The sequence below is a fragment of the Corynebacterium sp. 51B genome, assembly GCF_008930785.1.
Taxonomy (GTDB): domain Bacteria; phylum Actinomycetota; class Actinomycetes; order Mycobacteriales; family Mycobacteriaceae; genus Corynebacterium; species Corynebacterium megadyptis.
Genome location: NZ_PQMK01000001.1, coordinates 507,883 through 524,856, shown reverse-complemented (window position 1 = coordinate 524,856; position 16,974 = coordinate 507,883). Strand labels below are relative to the sequence as shown.

Here is a 16,974-nt window from a genome sequence, read left to right as displayed (position 1 = left end):
TGCTACTGAACCATGTTCATACCGCGATCGCTGTCATAGTTTGCGCATTCGCACTCGCTGCACAGAGTGGTCGATATTTTTCCGCAGCACCAGCGACGCCCGCACCCTGGTGGGCAGGATGTTTTCCACGAGGTTGGGCAGGTTCACGGATTGCCAGATTTCGCGGGCGACGTCGCGGGCGGAGTCGTCGTCGAGGTTGGCGTAGTGGGAGAAGTGGGCGTTGGGTTGCTGGAAGGCGGAGTGCCGAAGTTTGAGGAAGCGCTCGATGTACCAGCTTTCGATGTGCTCGGTGGCGGCGTCGACGTAGACGGAGAAGTCGAAGAGGTCGCTGACCATGAGTGTGGGGGAGGTTTGGAGGACGTTGAGTCCTTCGAGGATGACGATGTCGGGGCGTTCAACGTCGATGGTTTCCCCGGGGATGCGGTCGTAGAGGGTGTGGGAGTAGACGGGCGCCTGGACGAGGGCTTTGCCGGCTTTGACATTGGTGACAAAGCGCAGCAGTGCGCGCCGGTCATAGGATTCGGGGAATCCTTTGCGGCTCATGAGGCCGCGGCGGTGGAGTTCGGCGCTGGGGTAGAGGAAGCCATCGGTGGTGACGAGGTCGACGCGGGGGTGGCTGTCCCAGCGGGAGAGGAGCACCTGCAGCAGGCGGGCGGTGGTGGATTTGCCGACGGCGACGGAGCCGGCAACGCCGATGATATAAGGCACCCGGGTGAAGGGGTCGTCGAGGAACTCGGCGGTGGCTTGGTGCAGGCGCTGTCGGGCGGCGACTTGCAGGTGGATGAGGCGGGAGAGCGGCAGATACACCTCGGCGACTTCGTCCAAGTCAATGGATTCGCCGATACCGCGCAGCTGAATGACTTCTTTTTCCGTCAACACCTGCGGCATGGATTTACGCAGCGTGCGCCATGAGTTGCGGTCGAAGTCGAGATAGGGGCTGGAATCGTTGGCGCGGACCATAGTCTCTATTGTGCCCTCTTGCTGGCGCGGCGAAAACATCAACCCCGCTGTCTAGGCGTGTGATCGGAGTAGGGTACTAGATGTATGTGGCTTTAGTCTCGCCCCGAGAGTTAGCTACGGTTAGAAGTACGCTCGCGGCACTACTGGCTTGTCGACGCCACCCCGCTGCCGCACGATCACCGTGATAGGGAAGGACCTTCATGAGCGAAAATACCCCGGACATCCGCTACCAGTCACTTGCTGAGCTCGATCCCGATGTTGCTGCCGCGATTGGCGGCGAGCTGGGTCGCCAGCGCGACACCTTGGAGATGATCGCCTCAGAGAATTTCGTGCCGCGCGCAGTGCTGCAGGCGCAGGGTTCGGTGCTGACGAATAAGTACGCTGAGGGCTACCCGGGGCGCCGTTACTATGGCGGCTGCGAGCACGTGGACATTATCGAGGACCTAGCGCGGGAGCGCGTGAAGACGCTGTTTGGTGCCGAGTTCGCCAATGTGCAGCCGCACTCGGGTGCGCAGGCGAATGCTGCGGTGCTCATGGCTTTGGCTAATCCAGGGGACAAAATCATGGGCCTGTCTCTGGCCCATGGTGGACACCTCACGCACGGGATGAAGTTGAACTTCTCCGGAAAGCTCTATGAGGTTGCCGCCTATGAGGTGGATCCGGAGACCTTCCGTGTGGATATGGATAAGGTCCGCGAGCAGGCCCTGGCCGAGCGCCCCGATGTGATCATCGGTGGCTGGTCCGCCTATCCGCGCCACCAGGACTTCCAGGCCTTCCGCGAGATCGCCGATGAGGTAGGCGCGAAGCTGTGGGTGGATATGGCGCACTTCGCCGGCCTGGTGGCCGCGGGGCTGCACCCCAGCCCGGTGCCGCACGCCGATGTGGTCTCCTCCACGGTGCACAAGACCTTGGGTGGGCCGCGTTCGGGTGTGATCCTGGCTAAGCAGGACTATGCGAAGAAGATCAACAGCGCTGTCTTCCCGGGCCAGCAGGGCGGGCCGCTGATGCACGCCATCGCCGCGAAGGCCGTGACCTTCAAGGTGGCCCAGACCGAGGAGTTCAAGGATCGCCAGGCCCGCACCATTGAGGGCGCGAAGATCCTGGCCGAGCGCCTGATGGGCGAGGACTGCGCCGCCGCCGGCGTGGACGTGCTTACCGGCGGCACCGATGTGCACCTAGTGCTGGTGGATCTGCGCAATTCCGAGCTCAATGGCCAGGAGGCCGAGGATCTGCTGCATGAGGTGGGCATTACCGTCAACCGCAATGCTGTGCCCTTCGATCCGCGCCCGCCGATGGTCACCTCGGGTCTGCGTATCGGCACCCCAGCATTGGCCACCCGCGGATTCGATGCTGCCGCCTTCACCGAGGTAGCCGATATCATCGGAAGCGCCCTGGCCGCCGGCAAGAACGCCGATGTGCAGGCGCTGCGCCAGCGCGTTGATGCCTTGGCCGCGAACTATCCGCTCTATGACGGTCTTGAGGACTGGAGGCTCGCCTAATAAACGCCGCAACCACCATCTCGCTCCACGCTGAGCTGAGATGGTGGTTGTGTGCTTGGGACTAGGAGTTCGTATTCTCTTGGAACTTCTCGCGCTCCTCGGCCAGCCACGAGGGCATGGTGGAAAGCAGTTCCTCGATCTCGGCGGTGGTCAGCGGCGCGTCCATGTCATGGCGTTTGAGCGCGGCGATGGTGATGCCGAGCTTCTCTGCTACCACTGGGCGCGGATGCGGGCCCGTCTCGCGCAGCTCGTCGAGCCACGCGGGCGGGGTGGTGCGCAGGGCCTTCAGCTCCGCGTGCGTGATCGCGGTGGTGCGGAACTCCTCTGGGCAGGCGGGAAAGTAGATTCCCAGCTTCTTGGCGGCAGTCTCCGGTTTCATTGCGGTGCCGGAGGGCTGGATCGGGGTGCGTGCAGATTCTTCGTTCACAGGGTTCACGGTAGCATTTATCGTCATGGAACTCGTGATCTCGTATGTGAAGGGCACCGCCCCCGGAAAATGGTTTGCCCGCATGCGGGAGCGCACCGATATCAGCTTCCGCTCCTTCGAATCTTATGATGCGCTCGCCGACGTCGCCTCCGGCGAGGCCACTGTGGCGCTGGCGCGGCTTGTCGACGCCACCCCGCCCGCCAGTCTCGACTCCTACCACGTGGTCATCCTCTACGAGGAGCAGCCCGGCATCGCCGTGCCGGTGGATTCCGAGCTCACCCTGCTCGATGAGATCGACGCCGCGGACATCGCCGAGGAGATCATCACCATCACCGCCCCTGATGAGCAGGGCGTGGTGGATGTCGCCGCAGTAAAACAGGCCCTCGATGTGGTCGGCGCGAATGTGGGCGTAGCCCGCGCCCCGCGGCCGCTGCTGCGTTCCTTCAACGTCAAGTCCTGTGCGCACCGCGACTTCCGTGGCGGAGATCCGACTAAGATCGCTGTCATATGGAAAAAGGAGGATGACTGCGAGGAGATCCAAGAGTTCATCGGCATCACCCGCGGCCGTACCCCGCGCAGTACCCGCCAGGATCCTGCTGCTGGGGAGCAGAAGAAGCGTTCGGCTCGGAAGAAAACACGTGCCAAGCAGCAGCGGCGTGGACAGCGGCCAAGGGCTGCTGCCAAAAGAAAGGGAGCACGGCGTGCGAGAAAGCGTCGATAAGCGCGAGAAAAGTGCAAGCTCACAGACATATTTTGCGGCGCAATTCCGCAATGAGAGAAGATAATGCGCATGGCACAGCGAGATTTCCGTATCCGGCCGATGACGAAGGCCGACTATCCGCAGGCCCGCGCGATTTATGAGCAGGGGCTAGACAGCGGTCACGCCTCCTTCGAGACCAGCGGTCCTACGTGGGAGGAATTCGCACAGAAGAAGCTGCTCAAAACCTGCTTCGTTGCGGTGGAAGAAGACGATGATGAGAAGGTGCTCGGCTGGGTGTCCGGGGCGCCGGCATCCTCGCGCTCGGTGTACTACGGCGTGGTGGAAAACTCGATCTACGTGGGCACGGACGCCGTGGGGCGCGGTATCGCCGGCGCGCTGATGGATAAGCTCATCGATGTGTGTAACAGCCTGCACTATTGGTCGCTGCACGCCTGGATTTTCCCCGAGAACGAAGGCTCCAAGCGGCTGCACGAGTCCCGCGGCTTCGAGCGTGTGGGCACTATGCACCACATGGGGCGCATGACCTATGGGGAGCTCAAGGGGCAGTGGCGCAACGTGGATCTCTACGAGCGGCTGCTGGATAAACCGGAGGATTATGATCCGGACAATCACACCCACGAAACCCTCGACCGCCTCGATCACGAAGACACCGACGCCTAATACGACGGCCATACCGCATACAGCCCACCGGCACACGCGTAGCGCATCCGGTGGGCTGTTTTTTATTGGCTCAATGTGTCGCAGCTAGCGCGAGCCGGCCCCAGGCTCAGGGGTGTTTTCGGACTTGTTGGCTGGCTCGGAGTGCTCGACGATGCGGGTACTCGATGGCGCTTGCGTCGCAACGGTGGGGACAGCCCCAGCATCGCTGTCAGCGTCTAGGGTCTCCCGCAGTTTCTCGTGCTTAATAAAGAGCAGAAGCAGCAAGGACAGCGCTGCCATCGGCATCACGTACATAAAGACCGGGGTGAGGGCGTCGTTGTAGCTGGAAATGAAGGCCTCGCGTACCGGCCCCGGCATGTCTCCGACGATCCCAGGGGTGATCGCATTGGTGTCCACACCCTCGTGCTGAGCGAGCGCAGTTTGCTGTTCGGACGACAATTGCCGGCTGGCCTCGGGGATTCGAGTGGCGAGGAGGGAAGAGAGATTGCCAACGAAGATCCCGCCGACGAGGGCGGAGCCCAAGGCGGAGCCGATCTGGCGGAAAAAGTTATTCACCGCGGTCGCCGTGCCCACCACGGCGGCGGGCAGCGTGTTTTGCACGATGAGCACCAGCACCTGCACGGAAAGCCCGAGGCCGAAGCCGAGCAGGAAGAGGTAGGTGGCGATGTGCCATACCGGGGTGCTGGGCTGCATGGAGTGGAAGAGCACCAGGGTGGCGAGCACGATTACCATGCCGAGGATGGGGTAGATGCGGTAGCGCCCGGTGCGGGTGATGCGCATGCCGGTCCAGACGCTGACGCTCAGCATGGATACCAGCATGGGGATCATCATGAAGCCGGCCTCGGTGGCGTTGAAGCCGTGCACCATCTGCATATAGGTAGGCAGGTAGCCGAGCACGCCGAACATTGTGATGCCCAGCACGAGGCCCACGGTGGTGGTGAGTGCGAAGTTGCGGTTGGTGAAGAACTCCAGCGGCACCAGCGGGTTGGTGGCGCGTCGCTCCACGGCGATCAGCGCAAGGGCGGAGACCACGAAAGCGATGATCAGTCCCACGATGATCGGATCGGACCACGCATAGCGTGAGCCTCCCCAGGTGGTGAAGAGGATCAGCGTGGTGGCAGCGCTGACCATGAACAGCGTGCCGAGATAGTCCCAGCGCAGCGTGGTCGAGCGTGCGGGGAGCCTGAGCACCACGGCGGCCACCACGATCGCGATGACGCCTAGGGGTAGATTCATCCAGAATGCCCAGCGCCAGCCGGGGCCTTCGGTGAACCAACCGCCGAGCAGCGGGCCCAGCACCGCGGAGAGACCAAATACGCCTCCCATGACGCCCATATACCGGCCACGTTCGCGGGGCGGTACCACATCGGCGATGATCGCTTGGGAGAGAATCATCAAGCCGCCGGCGCCAATGCCTTGCACCGCACGTCCGCTGATGAGCACAGCCATGCCGGTGGCCAGCCCGCCCATGACAGAGCCGAGGAGAAAGATCATGAGCGCTGCGATAAAGAGCTGCTTGCGGCCGATGAGATCGCCCAGCTTGCCGTAAATGGGCAGCATCACGGTTTCTGCGAGCAGATAGGCGGTGATCACCCACATCATGTGGTCCACCCCGCCGAGTTCGCCGACGATGGTGGGTAGGGCAGTAGCGAAGATCATCTGATCCAAGCTGGCGAGCAACATTGCCACCATGAGCGCGGACAGTACCCACCAGACGCGTTTTTGTTCCTCAGCAGACAGCGCGGAGGGGCGCGGCTGTTTCTTCGTTCTGCTCATGGCTAGGCGTACTCCTTCACGACGTGGGAGAGCTGCTCTAATGCGCGGGCGCATTCCTCACGCAGTACGGTGTAGTTTGCGTGCGGACGCCGCAGCCAGCGGTGATGCCCTAAATACAGGGAGGTGGATACCAAGGTGGTGGTGGCCTCTGCCTGTTCTTGTTCGCAACCTAGTACCTCGCGGGTGAGTTCGGTCAAAGATCCGAGGGCAGCCATCATTTGGGCGCTGCGCTGGGCGGCTAAATCGTGATTGCGGTGCATAATTTGTTTGCGGTGCCGCCTTAAAGCATCCTCATCCGCCCCCATGCCGTCGATGACGGTGCTGAGGTGCAGCTCGAGGAGATCGCCGAGCAGATTCCTATGGGGTGCGGCCAGAAACTTGGTCCGTTCCTCCGCTGACAGCGGCCGTGGTCCGGGGCCGATCACCGCTTGTTCCTTGGAGTCGCAGTAATTAAAGAAGGTGCGCTTCGAGATGCCTACCTGTGCACAAATCTCGTCCACCGTGACCGCATCAAAGCCGCGCGCGGCCACCAGCTGTGCCGCGCTGCAATAAATGGCCACCAGAGTTTCGCGGCGCTTCTTGTCTCTGAGGTTTTCGTGTGTCATGCCCGTCATTTAACTCCTAAAAATACACTCAGTGCAAACTTGCATCTCACGCATTTTTCTCGGCTTGCGGCAGAGCGGGAGCGTTTATCGACGCCAACCTCTAGCCCTCGCGCCTGATCGTTCGTCCTCATTGCATCGGACCTAGGGGGGGCGCACAAAAGGCGCGCCCGAAGGCGCGCCTGTGGGTGATGTGAGAAGGGAGTGTTTTAGGAGTCGCGATCCGTGTTGCACATATCGAGCACGTTCAGGCGACGGTCCAGCTCCTCTTCGGTGAGCTTCTCGCCATCGACGTAGCCGAGATCAATCACGGTCTGGCGAATGGTTTTGCCTTCCTTCAGTGCGGTCTTGGCTACCTTGGCGGCAGCCTCGTAGCCGATAGCGGAGTTCAGCGGAGTGACGATGGAGGGGGAGGACTCCGCGAGAGTTTGCATGCGCTCCTCGTTCGGCTCGATGCCATCTACCAGCTTCTCGGCGAAGACGCGGGAGGTATTGGCTAGGAGGCGGGCGGACTCGAGCACGTTGCGGGCCATCATCGGGATGAACACGTTGAGCTCGAAGGCACCCTGGGCGCCACCGAATGCCACAGCGGCGTCGTTGCCGATCACCTGGGCGGCGACCTGGGTGGCGGTCTCGCACAGCACCGGATTGACCTTGCCCGGCATGATGGACGAGCCCGGCTGCAGATCCGGCAGGTGGATCTCGCCAAGGCCGGTGAGCGGGCCGGAGCCCATCCAGCGGATATCGTTGGCGATCTTGTTCAACGACACGGCGATGGTGCGCATAGCGCCGGAGAACTCCACTAGGCCATCGCGGTTAGCCTGAGCCTCGAAGTGGTTGACGCACTCGCGCAGCTCCTCAACACCAGTGAGCTTGACCAGCTCGGCGGTGACCTTCTCGCCGAAGTCGGCCGGGGTGTTCAGGCCGGTGCCCACGGCGGTGCCACCAATCGGCAGCTCCCCCAGGCGGGGCAGGGTGGCCTCGACGCGCTCAATGCCGGCCGCGATCTGGCGGGCATAGCCGGAGAACTCCTGGCCCAAGGTGACCGGAACGGCATCCATCAGGTGGGTACGCCCGGACTTGACGACCTCTTCCCAGTCCTTGGCCTTCTTCTCCAGAGACTCCTGCAGCACCTTCAGGCCGGGGATGAGATCCTTCACGGCCGCCTCGGTGGAGGCCACGTGGGTGGCGGTGGGGAAGGTGTCATTGGAGGACTGGCCCATGTTCACGTGGTCATTGGGGTGCACCTCCACGCCATTGTTCTTGGCGATCGAGGCGATGACCTCGTTGGTGTTCATGTTCGACGACGTGCCGGAGCCAGTCTGGAAGACATCGATCGGGAACTCGGCGTCATGCTTGCCCTCGGCGATTTCCTTCGCGGCGGCGATAATGGCATCGGCCTGCTCGGCCGGAAGGTCGCCGGAGTCCTTGTTCACCTGGGCGCAGGCTGCCTTAAGCAGGCCCATGGCGCGGATCTGAGCGGACTCGAGACCGCGGCCGGAGATCGGGAAGTTCTGCACTGCGCGCTGAGTCTGGGCGCGCCAGAGAGCGTCGGCGGGAACCTTCACTTCGCCCATGGTGTCGTGTTCGATGCGGTACTCAGTCATAAAAACCACCTTAAAAGTTGGTGACAATGTGTCAGTCGTGCGAATTGCCCGGCACCTCAGCCACACGCAGACGCGGGGCAGGGGGTAGTGCAGGCACTGCTTTTAAGTATGACTGATTTTTCGGCCGCAGGTAGGTCTGTGGCCGCCAAGAATCCCCCGAGCTTATGTGAGCTTATTCACTGACATACGGGTCGGTATGCTTTCAATAGACAGATATGTCTGTTATCGTGTGGTCTATCCCCCGTGGTGCCGTCGCGGCATGCACGGGAGAAAAGCAGTACCTCATTCGCTGTGCGTTCACCGCACACCAGTTATAGACACAAGGGTTCGACCATGATCATCACTGGCCTTGCGCTCGGCATACTTCTTGGCGCAGTTCTGCAGCGCGGACGCTTCTGCGTTACCGGCTTCCTGCGAGACATTTACCTTCGGCGCACGTTCCGTCCTTTCGTAGCGCTGCTGGTTGTTATCAGCGTGCAAGCCCTCGGGGTGCAGCTTCTCACCAGAATGGGACTTATCCAGCCCGAGTTTGATCCCTTCGCGCCGGTGGCGGTGATCGTGGGCAGCCTCCTGTTCGGCATAGGCATTGTTCTCGCCGGCGGCTGCGCCTCCGGTACGTGGTACCGCGCTGGCGAAGGGCTGGTGGGATCATGGATTGCACTCATCGCCTACGCGTTATCCGCGGCAGCGATGAAAACAGGTGCCCTGAGTGGACTGAACGAATGGGGACGTAGCCTGCAAACTGAGCATGTGTCCATCGCCGAAGACTTCAACATTGCTACTTGGGTGTTGGCCCTTGGGCTCAGCGTTTTTACGGCCGTCCTTGTCTGGCACTACAGCTCGACCACTACGCGGCAACCGAACCGAGTCGTACCTACCGATACACCGCGATTGACGCGAGTGCTGTCTGCACCCATTCCGCTCTATCGCGCGGCCGTGCTGGTAGGTCTGATCGGGGTCATTGCGTGGCCTTTATCGGCTGCCGCTGGGCGCAACGATGGTCTGGGAATCACAAGCCCATCCAAAAACGTGGTGAATTATCTCGTCACTGGCGATAGCGCCTTCCTCGATTGGGGAGCACTGCTCGTGCTCGGCATTCTTCTCGGCTCGATTATCGCCGCGTCTCTTAGCGGCGAGTTCCGCGTGCGTGTACCGGATGGCCGCACCGCCGTGGCTTCCCTAGCTGGCGGTGTGCTCATGGGTGTTGGCGCCAGCTGGGCTGGGGGCTGCACTGTGGGCAATGGCATGGTGCAAACCAGCCTGTTCAGCTACCAAGGCTGGGTCGCGCTCCTTTTCACTACCCTCGGGGTATGGCTGGCAGCGAAGTTTTATCTCACTCCCTCCACGCAGCAGGCAACAGCCACCAGCGGAGATTCCCTCCCCGCTACCTCCGAGCGTCTCTCCACTCCGCTTGTCGACGCTGGGCACGGGCAGGTAGCCCTCGCTACCCGTCCCGCACCTCAGTTCACAGCGGTCGATGTGGGGCTTCGTGCCGCAACGTCCACCCGCACTGTCGAATCGATCGGCGAGGGGCACTACGCCCTCGATAGCCGCGGCGACGTGTGCCCCTTCCCGCTGCTCAAACTAAAAAACGCGGTTGCTGAGCTTCATACCGGCGACCAGATCACGATCACCTTCGATTGCACCCAAGCAACTGATGCCATTCCTGCGTGGGCTGCGGAGAACGGCCATAGCGTGCTCGACTTCGTACAACGTCGCGCCGCAGAGTGGGAGATCACCCTGCACGTAGGCGCGCCGAAGGCTTAGTCGGACTCGGGATCCGACATAGTGGGCAGGGCCGGGGTGTGCGGGTGGGCGAAAAAGAGATCCTGATCCGCCCACAACCCGGCGGTCTGACCTTGGGCCTGCGCTTGGGCGACGAAGGTCAGCGGCTGCGGCATCGTGCGCGCAAGCGCAGTATCGCCCGCAGCGAAGACAAGGGGATTGCTGGTGCGCTGCTGAGCGTCGACGAGAATGTAAGGGCCCTGGGTTTCTAACTCGAGGTCGGCGCTGAGATCCAGGCTGGCGCTGGTGGGGGCGTGGAAGAAGACGTGATCGAGATGATGCTCCTCCTGCGCAAGCTCGTCTGAGGAAGAGTCGAGAGCGTCCGTGTGCAGCACACAACCGCCGGTGTCGCCGGCCTGAAGGCGCTGTGCCTGGGCATGAAGCACCCGCACTCCCAGCGCCTCGAGAGCAGTGCGATGCTCCGCGGGTGGGAGCTCCTCGGTGATGAGGGTGACGCGATCGCTGAGACGTTGACGCAGATAGAGCGCTTGGTAGGAGGCGAGAAGCCCAGCCATGGGGGCATCCAGCTGCTGAATGTGCACCACTGCGATGGCGGAATCCTTGGCCTCGTAGCCGTGGCAGTAGGGGCAATGCAACACCTCGGTGCCCCACAGCTCGGCGGCGCCGGGCAGCAGATTGGGGTGGTCATGCTGACCGGTGCCAAGGATGAGACGCTGGGCGGTGATCGCGCGGCCATTGCTGAGGGTGACTTCCACGGCATCGACTTCCTCGCCGGAATCGTCGAGCGCGCGAAGAATGCGGGCGGAACGCACGTGGCCTTGCAGAGCAATCACAGTGTCGAGGGCAGCGACCGCGGCGCGCGCCTGTGCCGTGTAGTCGGTGGGGGCGATCCCGTTGTTGGCGGCGAGCATATTGATGGTGGGGGAGGGGGCGTTGCGGTAATCGCCGGAATCGATGTGGATGGTGAGTCGTTGTTGCCGGCCGAGCAGCAGCGCCGCAGTCATGCCCGCAGGCCCTCCTCCCACCACGATCACCTCGGCGTCAATAGCGGGCAGCTGGGTGGTGTCTGTCATCGTGTGTACCTCCATAGCGTGAGTGCAGTGTTCATCGTGGGTATGCGAGTCTCGTCCTCGCCTAGGTATGGATGGGGTTCATGCATCGTGATAGTTTGCAAGGATAGCGGCACGCCGGTGCCCACGGGCCCGACGCGAGACGCTCTCGCGCTGGGGAGCCTGCTCAGTTCCGCACTCTGTTCGAGTGGGGCTGTCGGCGGTGACCGTGTGATTGCTCGTTGTGTCGGCAACGAGGCGCCGAGCAGCAGGTGTGGTGCTGGATTCGGATGCCGAAGATGAATCGACGATCTTCGCTACGAGCGCATCGACTGTGGGATTGGTGAGTAGATCCACGACCGTGACATTCATGCCCTGTGCGTGCAACCGTTGCTGCGCGGCAACTAAGTCCAGCGAAGTGATGGATTGCTCGAAGAAGGGACGCTGTGGGTCAAGATCGTCGAGGCTTGCGGTGTCGCTGAGTGTGGAGTGAACAAGCTCCCGTACAGCCGCAGAGTCACGATGCCGCTGCGCACTAGTATGGCTGTGATTGAACTCTTGCTCGATGTGAGAGCGATTCAGCAACGAGAGGAACGTATCGAAGAGACCACTTAGAGCAGATGCGTCGACGACAGTGGAATCAAAATCCCAGTTAATGACGAGATCTCCCTGTTCTTCTGTACGGAACGCTTGAACATCGAGCAACATTCCAGGGGTTTGAGAGATGGCATAGACGGTCTCGCCGAGAGCGGTGAGCAGCTGCGAGGCGTCACCAGGGGCGCTGCCCAACGCACTCGAAACCGAAACGACAGGCAGAGCCACACCGGCGTTTCTGGCAGCGCGCAATTGGTCATTGCCATGGGCCATGCCGTGTGGCGCATTTATTCTCGCATCCATGCTCTCCCAATACTGCGTATGCAATGCCGCCTTCGCTGCCGCTTCGCCTTGGCTACACGGCACCGTCAGAACTGCGGTATGGGTGAGTTCTCCTGCTGGGCCATCAGGATCCGTGATAGCTGCAGGATTTGTCGTCACAATGAGACTGCAGTCCTCCTCGGGAGAAAGAGTCTGGGCGACACACCAGATGATGTACTGGGTCAAAGAGGCAGAGTGGTGCATCGCATCCTCCTCCAATGTGGAGGCCAGATGTGCCGGTACAACATGGCGTAGCCTTTGCCAACAGTGGCGACTTCCCGCTGGGTGGTGTGGGTCCGTTGGTTCGGAGGCGGCACCGACAGCGGTGAGTGGTAGGGCCGGTGATGGCGCAATGGGTGCTCCCCGTTCCGCGTGCCGAATGGGGGCACCAGCGGCTGGGAGGGGGACACGATCCCATTCCCGTGTGCACCCAGGATGAAGATACTCCTGCTCGATGACACGGGTGATGCGTAGGGCAGTGGGCGCATCGAAGAACAAGAGATCCACATCAACAATTACTCGCCACTGTCTGTGACCGGTGTGGATGGCAAGAATCTCGATCAAAGGCGCGTGCCTAGAGTCAAGAACCCGAGTCGCACGCTCCTCGCGAATGCCCGAGAGTCGGTGCCGCTGTTCGCTTTCGGAGAGATCGCTGAGGTCAAGGGTAGCGACGTCGATTCCAGCATCAGGGGTCCGGCGGGCCGTTGCATTGGCCGTTGCGTACAGCTTAAGGCAGTCGAAAATGTCCACCGTGCGTGTGCACGCCGCTTGGAGTCGTTGCGGTTCTAGCTCCGAACAGTGAATTTCCGTGTAGTAGTGCGCGGCTGTCTTGGCACCATAAAACGGTGTTTGACGGCCGATGAAATAAGCAAGTTGCATCTCGTTAAACGGCACATCACAGTTGTCAGCGTCATGAGCGTCTACACGCGCCGTACTGGGAGGAGCTGTTCTACCGATATCGTCGAGCGCAGCGTCGTCTACTTCGACCAACTCCGCCATCGTGCTCTGCGGCTCTGGGGCGCACGTAGTCCGATCAGATGTCTGCGGATTTTCCGCGTTCTTGAGACCAAGGAGTTGCTCTAGTTGGTCGACAGCAGAAACACATTCTTCGATGCGTGCTAAGGCATCGGCAATACGGTGCATACGTACTGACAGTGGTTCCGCCGTCTGGCCACGTTGCGCCCCTTCCTCCGTGTGTTCGCTGTTCGATGAAGGCGAGTAAAGGACGCTGCGCTCTGGGGGTGAGTCCACCGTTGATGGGTGTTGTAAGGGGCTGTCGGCCGAATGACAAGGGCGTGGTGCATCCTCTGGAGTCGTCGTATCAGTCTCAGAGGAAGTACTCCTGAGAGATTCTATGAGCGCTCCTGTCGTTTCAGCCTTGGTCAACGTCGTGAGTGAGGGGCGCGTTCCGGTGTGCTCCTCAATGAGCAGCGCTAGCTGGACGAGGCTGACGCTGTCGAAACCCAGAGCGAGTAAGGGCAGGTTCTTCCAGTGCTCGTGGTCAGTACGGGCGGAAATGAATGCATGCACTGCATCGTCGAAAGCTGGGCTTTCGCTCTGTTCTTCTGTCTCTTCCTCCGTACTGATAGGTCGTTGGGTGTGGTGGGCTGCGCTATCCACCGCAGTCGCCGTGCTGAGGTTGCTCTCTGCAGGGGCAGGCGATTCCTTTTCGCTCTGCGTGGACGCCTCTCCTGTGGAGGAGTGCTGAGTTGGCGCCGCATTTTTCTTCCGATCGGTGCTGAAGGGATCTGGTAGTGCGGAGAAATCAACCTTTCCATTGTCGGTCAACGGCAGGGCGTCTAGTGTGACGATGCGGTGCGGCACCATGTAGTTGGGCAGCGAGTCTTTGAGCTGCTGGTAATAGTCTGAGGCGGCTGAGTTGTCATGTTGCGCAACATAGGCGATCAGCCTTTGCCGATTGTCTGGTCCCCGAACCGCGGTGACGACAGCACCGCGAACATTAGGCATGCGTTGCAGTGCTGCTTCGACGTCGCCAAGTTCGATACGGAAACCATTAATTTTCACTTGGCGATCATTTCGACCTAAGAATTCGATGGTGGAATCACTCCGCCATTTACCGATATCGCCTGTGCGGTAGAAACGTCGTTGCAGCACGGGATGAATGATGAAGCGGTCATTCGTTTTTTCTTCATCCGCTAAGTAGCCGCGGGCCACTCCGTGTCCACCAATGTGAAGCTCTCCGGGTTGGTCCACCCGGCAGGGTAGGCCGTCTTCATCGAGCACCAAGAACTCTTGGCCACGGAGGGCACGGCCATAGGGAATACTCTTCCACGACTCGTGCACCGCTGTGATGGGATATGTGATGGACCAGATAGCCGCTTCGGTCGCGCCACCAAGGCTATGAATATAGGTAGAGGGGCTGAGAGACCACATACGTGTGGGCAGCGTGATGGGAAGCCAATCACCAGAGAGAAGTACATGCCGCAGGCTGCGAATCGACGGTGGCTGAGGGTTGGTTTCCAGTGCATCGATAACGAGCTCGAAGGTGGCGGGAGCGGAATTCCACACTGTGATTCCGTGCTTCTCGATGAGCGTGGCGAGGTAGGTGGGGTCGATGGCCTCGTGGGGATCCGGAAGGATCACGCATCCCCCGACACCGAGCATCCCAAACACGTCGTACACAGACAGATCGAAACTGAGCGACGACACCCCCAACACGCTGTCATCTGCGGTTATGTTGAATCGGTCATTAACGTCATCAATGGTTACGCGGGCGTGACGGTGCTCGATTGCGACACCTTTGGGCTCTCCTGTGGAACCCGAGGTAAAGATGATGTAGGCCAGATCGTCGGGGCTGGTGTGGCTCGGTGGTGGTGCTAAGGAGTGTTCTTCCTTTAGGGCAGTAGCGCAGCTGGTGTCCAGCGTCCCGTCGTGGCGGAGCGCGACCTGACTCAGCGAATAGGTCTCTGCTAGGGCGCGGAGAGCTTCAGATTCATCGGACAGAGTGAGGATCGTCGATGGTGTCGCCCGCTTCACGACTGCCTCGATTCGAGCTGCTGGCCACGCGGGGTCAACGGGCACATAGGCCGCCCCGCTGGCGCATACAGCCAGCGCTGAGACTACTTGAGCGGCTGACTTTGGCATAGCGATGATGACACGGTCACCAGCATTGACCTGTGTGTCAAGGGTCGTGCGCAGTGCGGAGACGCGCTCTTCTAGCTCTCTATGCGTGACGATAGCGTTAGTGGTGATGACTGCGGGACGCTCTGGATAGCGCTTGGCGGCTCGCATCCAAGGAGTATGGAGCAGACCGTCGTCTTCGGGGACACCGGCATCTGCTGGGGCATCCATCTCGATGTGGAAAGGCATCCATCCTAGACTCGGTCGATGCCACGCATCGCTCGTGGCGAATTGGGACATTGCTCGGAGAGAAGAATCTGCGAAGCTCGTCCACATGTCCTCTGGCCATTCTCCGTCGCGCACATCCCATACGAGCACGAGGTCATCACCCGCGGTTAAGACCAGATGGTCGACCAAAACCTGCGGAGTTTGAGACAATCCGAGCTGCTTGTTCCCAAGCCACTCTTCGGCATCAGTTGTTCCTACGCCGAGAGTAGAGGTGAACACGATGGGATCGGTTGCGCTAAAAGGCGAAGCGTGTTCGTGCAGCTTCCGACGTTTGCGCTCGGCGCTGGCAGGGTAGGCGCGGTGATCAACGCACTCCCACAGGCGGTCGGTGATTTCTTTAATCGTGCACTCTGCAGGAACCGTGTAGTTCAAGGTAGGGACATCACAGATGGCATTGCTGCTGAAGTCGCCAATAACATCCGACTGTCCTAGAGGGCGGTCATAGACGGTGAGGTTAATGGAGAAATCCTTCTCGTTAACCCGGAATCTATCTAAGAGCACTGCATATACCGTCAAAAGCAACCCTGTGGGAGAGACGTGGTGACGTTCGCACTGCTCCACTATCCGCGCCCAAGTCTGCCCATCAATGCGGCGCTGGTACCGAGTAGTGGTGTCTGCGGCGTCCTGTGGGGCGACAGCCAAGGTAGGTGGGGGACAGAGTTCCTGCTTCTCCCACCATGCCTGGGCATCGTGCGACTCCGGCAGAGGAGAGTGCTGGCGAAATGTATCGTGAGTGTTCATCTCAGAAAACGGCGTATACACTGCCTCCTTCCAGCGTGTGAGTAGGGCGGTAAAAGACGCATAATCGAGAAGAACTGCATCTGTGCTGAGCAAAAGGTGCACGCTGTGGTCAGGCAAGAGGACTGCCGTGATCGCGAACATCGGCCAGCGCATGGGATCGAAGACAAGGTGCGAATGGCTCCGGCGCAGCATCGTCAAGCGCTCCTGCGCAGTGTGCAGGTCGACCGTGCGAAGGTCGATGCGTTCAACCCTAAAATCGCGGCAGTCGATCACCGCCTCTTGCAGGCGGCCCTCAGCTGTGACCGCGCTGCGCAAAGTGATTTCAGAAGCGAGCACTCTACGAAAAGCAACGTCAAGGACGTCAATTGCGAGTTCAGCTGGGGTGGTATCCGGAGCATCGTCTAAGAGATATCGGGCTGCGGGGCTTTGGGTGATGGCGTTGATATCGAGGATGTACTCGTTGAACCAATGAGATCCCACCCCACCAAGTTCAAACTCTTCGGAGCGCCCGACCCAATACGCAGTCTGGAGGGCGGTGAGTTTCATGCCTTCGGTACCGTCCTCGGGCTGAGGATGAGGCGAGGAATGCTCAGGCTTCCCCTGATTGCTGGAAATTGCTCCCATTTGGGGGTGGTAGCGGCGTGCGAGCTCGCCCAAGGTGAATGTGCCAAGAAGCTCGCTGAGTGGGATTTGTATCCCTAGGTCCTGGCGCACAGTTTGTTGCAATTTAAGGGCTTGAAACGATGTGATCCCGCATTCGCGCAGCGTGAGACGTTCAGGATTGGGCAGTGCACCAACGTTCTCAGTGAGGTTTTCGCTGTCGAGGGCGGCGATCAGAGACTGCAGCGCGTAATGGGAAGCGTTGCCAATTGAAGAATTCATAGTTAGATTATTACCTCAAA

At 60.6% G+C, this 16,974-nt stretch carries 11 protein-coding genes; 4 read left to right on the top strand and 7 right to left on the bottom strand.

Annotated features, from left to right (window positions below):
* Window positions 1-33: 33 nt before the first annotated feature.
* A complete protein-coding gene (gene coaA, locus GBB14_RS02235) occupies window positions 34-960 on the bottom strand; it encodes a type I pantothenate kinase (RefSeq protein WP_151528453.1) in 927 nt (308 codons plus the stop codon).
* A 200-nt stretch (window positions 961-1,160) separates the two neighbouring features.
* On the opposite strand from coaA, the gene glyA reads away from it, so the two are divergent.
* Window positions 1,161-2,459, top strand: coding sequence for a serine hydroxymethyltransferase (glyA, locus tag GBB14_RS02230; protein WP_151528454.1), 1,299 nt, complete (start codon window positions 1,161-1,163; stop codon window positions 2,457-2,459).
* Between the two features lie 61 nt (window positions 2,460-2,520).
* On the opposite strand, the gene GBB14_RS02225 is transcribed toward glyA, so the two are convergent.
* Entirely contained in the window at window positions 2,521-2,913 is a 393-nt protein-coding gene (locus GBB14_RS02225; RefSeq protein WP_151528455.1) for a DUF5997 family protein, read from the bottom strand.
* Here GBB14_RS02225 and GBB14_RS02220 point away from each other — a divergent pair.
* Window positions 2,912-3,607: a LysR family transcriptional regulator gene (locus GBB14_RS02220; protein WP_151528456.1), complete on the top strand. Its 696-nt coding sequence runs from the start codon at window positions 2,912-2,914 to the stop codon at window positions 3,605-3,607. The two genes, GBB14_RS02225 and GBB14_RS02220, sit on opposite strands and share 2 nt — an antisense overlap.
* A 69-nt stretch (window positions 3,608-3,676) precedes the next feature.
* On the top strand, window positions 3,677-4,267 hold the full coding sequence (locus GBB14_RS02215; protein ID WP_151528457.1) for a GNAT family N-acetyltransferase: 591 nt from the start codon (window positions 3,677-3,679) through the stop codon (window positions 4,265-4,267).
* A gap of 84 nt (window positions 4,268-4,351) precedes the next feature.
* Here GBB14_RS02215 and GBB14_RS02210 read toward each other — a convergent pair whose 3' ends face one another.
* The 3 genes from GBB14_RS02210 to GBB14_RS02200 form a co-directional block, all read right to left on the bottom strand.
* Window positions 4,352-6,043, bottom strand: coding sequence for an MDR family MFS transporter (locus tag GBB14_RS02210; protein ID WP_151528458.1), 1,692 nt, complete (start codon window positions 6,041-6,043; stop codon window positions 4,352-4,354).
* Window positions 6,044-6,045: 2 nt separating this feature from the next.
* Window positions 6,046-6,648, bottom strand: a complete 603-nt coding sequence (locus GBB14_RS02205; protein ID WP_192796096.1) for a TetR family transcriptional regulator — start codon at window positions 6,646-6,648, stop codon at window positions 6,046-6,048.
* Window positions 6,649-6,854: 206 nt separating this feature from the next.
* Entirely contained in the window at window positions 6,855-8,252 is a 1,398-nt protein-coding gene (locus tag GBB14_RS02200; protein ID WP_151528460.1) for a class II fumarate hydratase, read from the bottom strand.
* A 333-nt stretch (window positions 8,253-8,585) separates the two neighbouring features.
* Here GBB14_RS02200 and GBB14_RS02195 point away from each other — a divergent pair, with 333 nt between their 5' ends.
* On the top strand, window positions 8,586-10,019 hold the full coding sequence (locus GBB14_RS02195) for a YeeE/YedE thiosulfate transporter family protein (RefSeq protein WP_151528461.1): 1,434 nt from the start codon (window positions 8,586-8,588) through the stop codon (window positions 10,017-10,019).
* Here the strand turns inward: GBB14_RS02195 and GBB14_RS02190 are convergent.
* The gene (locus GBB14_RS02190; RefSeq protein ID WP_192796095.1) at window positions 10,016-11,071 is read right to left on the bottom strand and encodes an NAD(P)/FAD-dependent oxidoreductase; all 1,056 of its coding nucleotides are present in this window, start codon (window positions 11,069-11,071) and stop codon (window positions 10,016-10,018) included. The genes GBB14_RS02195 and GBB14_RS02190 overlap by 4 nt on opposite strands.
* Window positions 11,072-11,149: 78 nt before the next feature.
* On the bottom strand, window positions 11,150-16,954 hold the full coding sequence (locus GBB14_RS02185) for a non-ribosomal peptide synthetase (protein ID WP_151528463.1): 5,805 nt from the start codon (window positions 16,952-16,954) through the stop codon (window positions 11,150-11,152).
* Window positions 16,955-16,974 lie beyond the last annotated feature (20 nt).

What these genes read in the sequence shown, in the direction of transcription:
- coaA (WP_151528453.1), bottom strand. Translation starts at nt 960, where the DNA reads ATGGTCCGCGCCAACGATTCCAGCCCCTATCTCGACTTCGACCGCAAC.
- glyA (WP_151528454.1), top strand. Translation starts at nt 1,161, where the DNA reads ATGAGCGAAAATACCCCGGACATCCGCTACCAGTCACTTGCTGAGCTC.
- GBB14_RS02220 (WP_151528456.1), top strand. Translation starts at nt 2,912, where the DNA reads ATGGAACTCGTGATCTCGTATGTGAAGGGCACCGCCCCCGGAAAATGG.
- GBB14_RS02225 (WP_151528455.1), bottom strand. Translation starts at nt 2,913, where the DNA reads ATGACGATAAATGCTACCGTGAACCCTGTGAACGAAGAATCTGCACGC.
- GBB14_RS02215 (WP_151528457.1), top strand. Translation starts at nt 3,677, where the DNA reads ATGGCACAGCGAGATTTCCGTATCCGGCCGATGACGAAGGCCGACTAT.
- GBB14_RS02210 (WP_151528458.1), bottom strand. Translation starts at nt 6,043, where the DNA reads ATGAGCAGAACGAAGAAACAGCCGCGCCCCTCCGCGCTGTCTGCTGAG.
- GBB14_RS02205 (WP_192796096.1), bottom strand. Translation starts at nt 6,648, where the DNA reads ATGACACACGAAAACCTCAGAGACAAGAAGCGCCGCGAAACTCTGGTG.
- GBB14_RS02200 (WP_151528460.1), bottom strand. Translation starts at nt 8,252, where the DNA reads ATGACTGAGTACCGCATCGAACACGACACCATGGGCGAAGTGAAGGTT.
- GBB14_RS02195 (WP_151528461.1), top strand. Translation starts at nt 8,586, where the DNA reads ATGATCATCACTGGCCTTGCGCTCGGCATACTTCTTGGCGCAGTTCTG.
- GBB14_RS02190 (WP_192796095.1), bottom strand. Translation starts at nt 11,071, where the DNA reads ATGACAGACACCACCCAGCTGCCCGCTATTGACGCCGAGGTGATCGTG.
- GBB14_RS02185 (WP_151528463.1), bottom strand. Translation starts at nt 16,954, where the DNA reads ATGAATTCTTCAATTGGCAACGCTTCCCATTACGCGCTGCAGTCTCTG.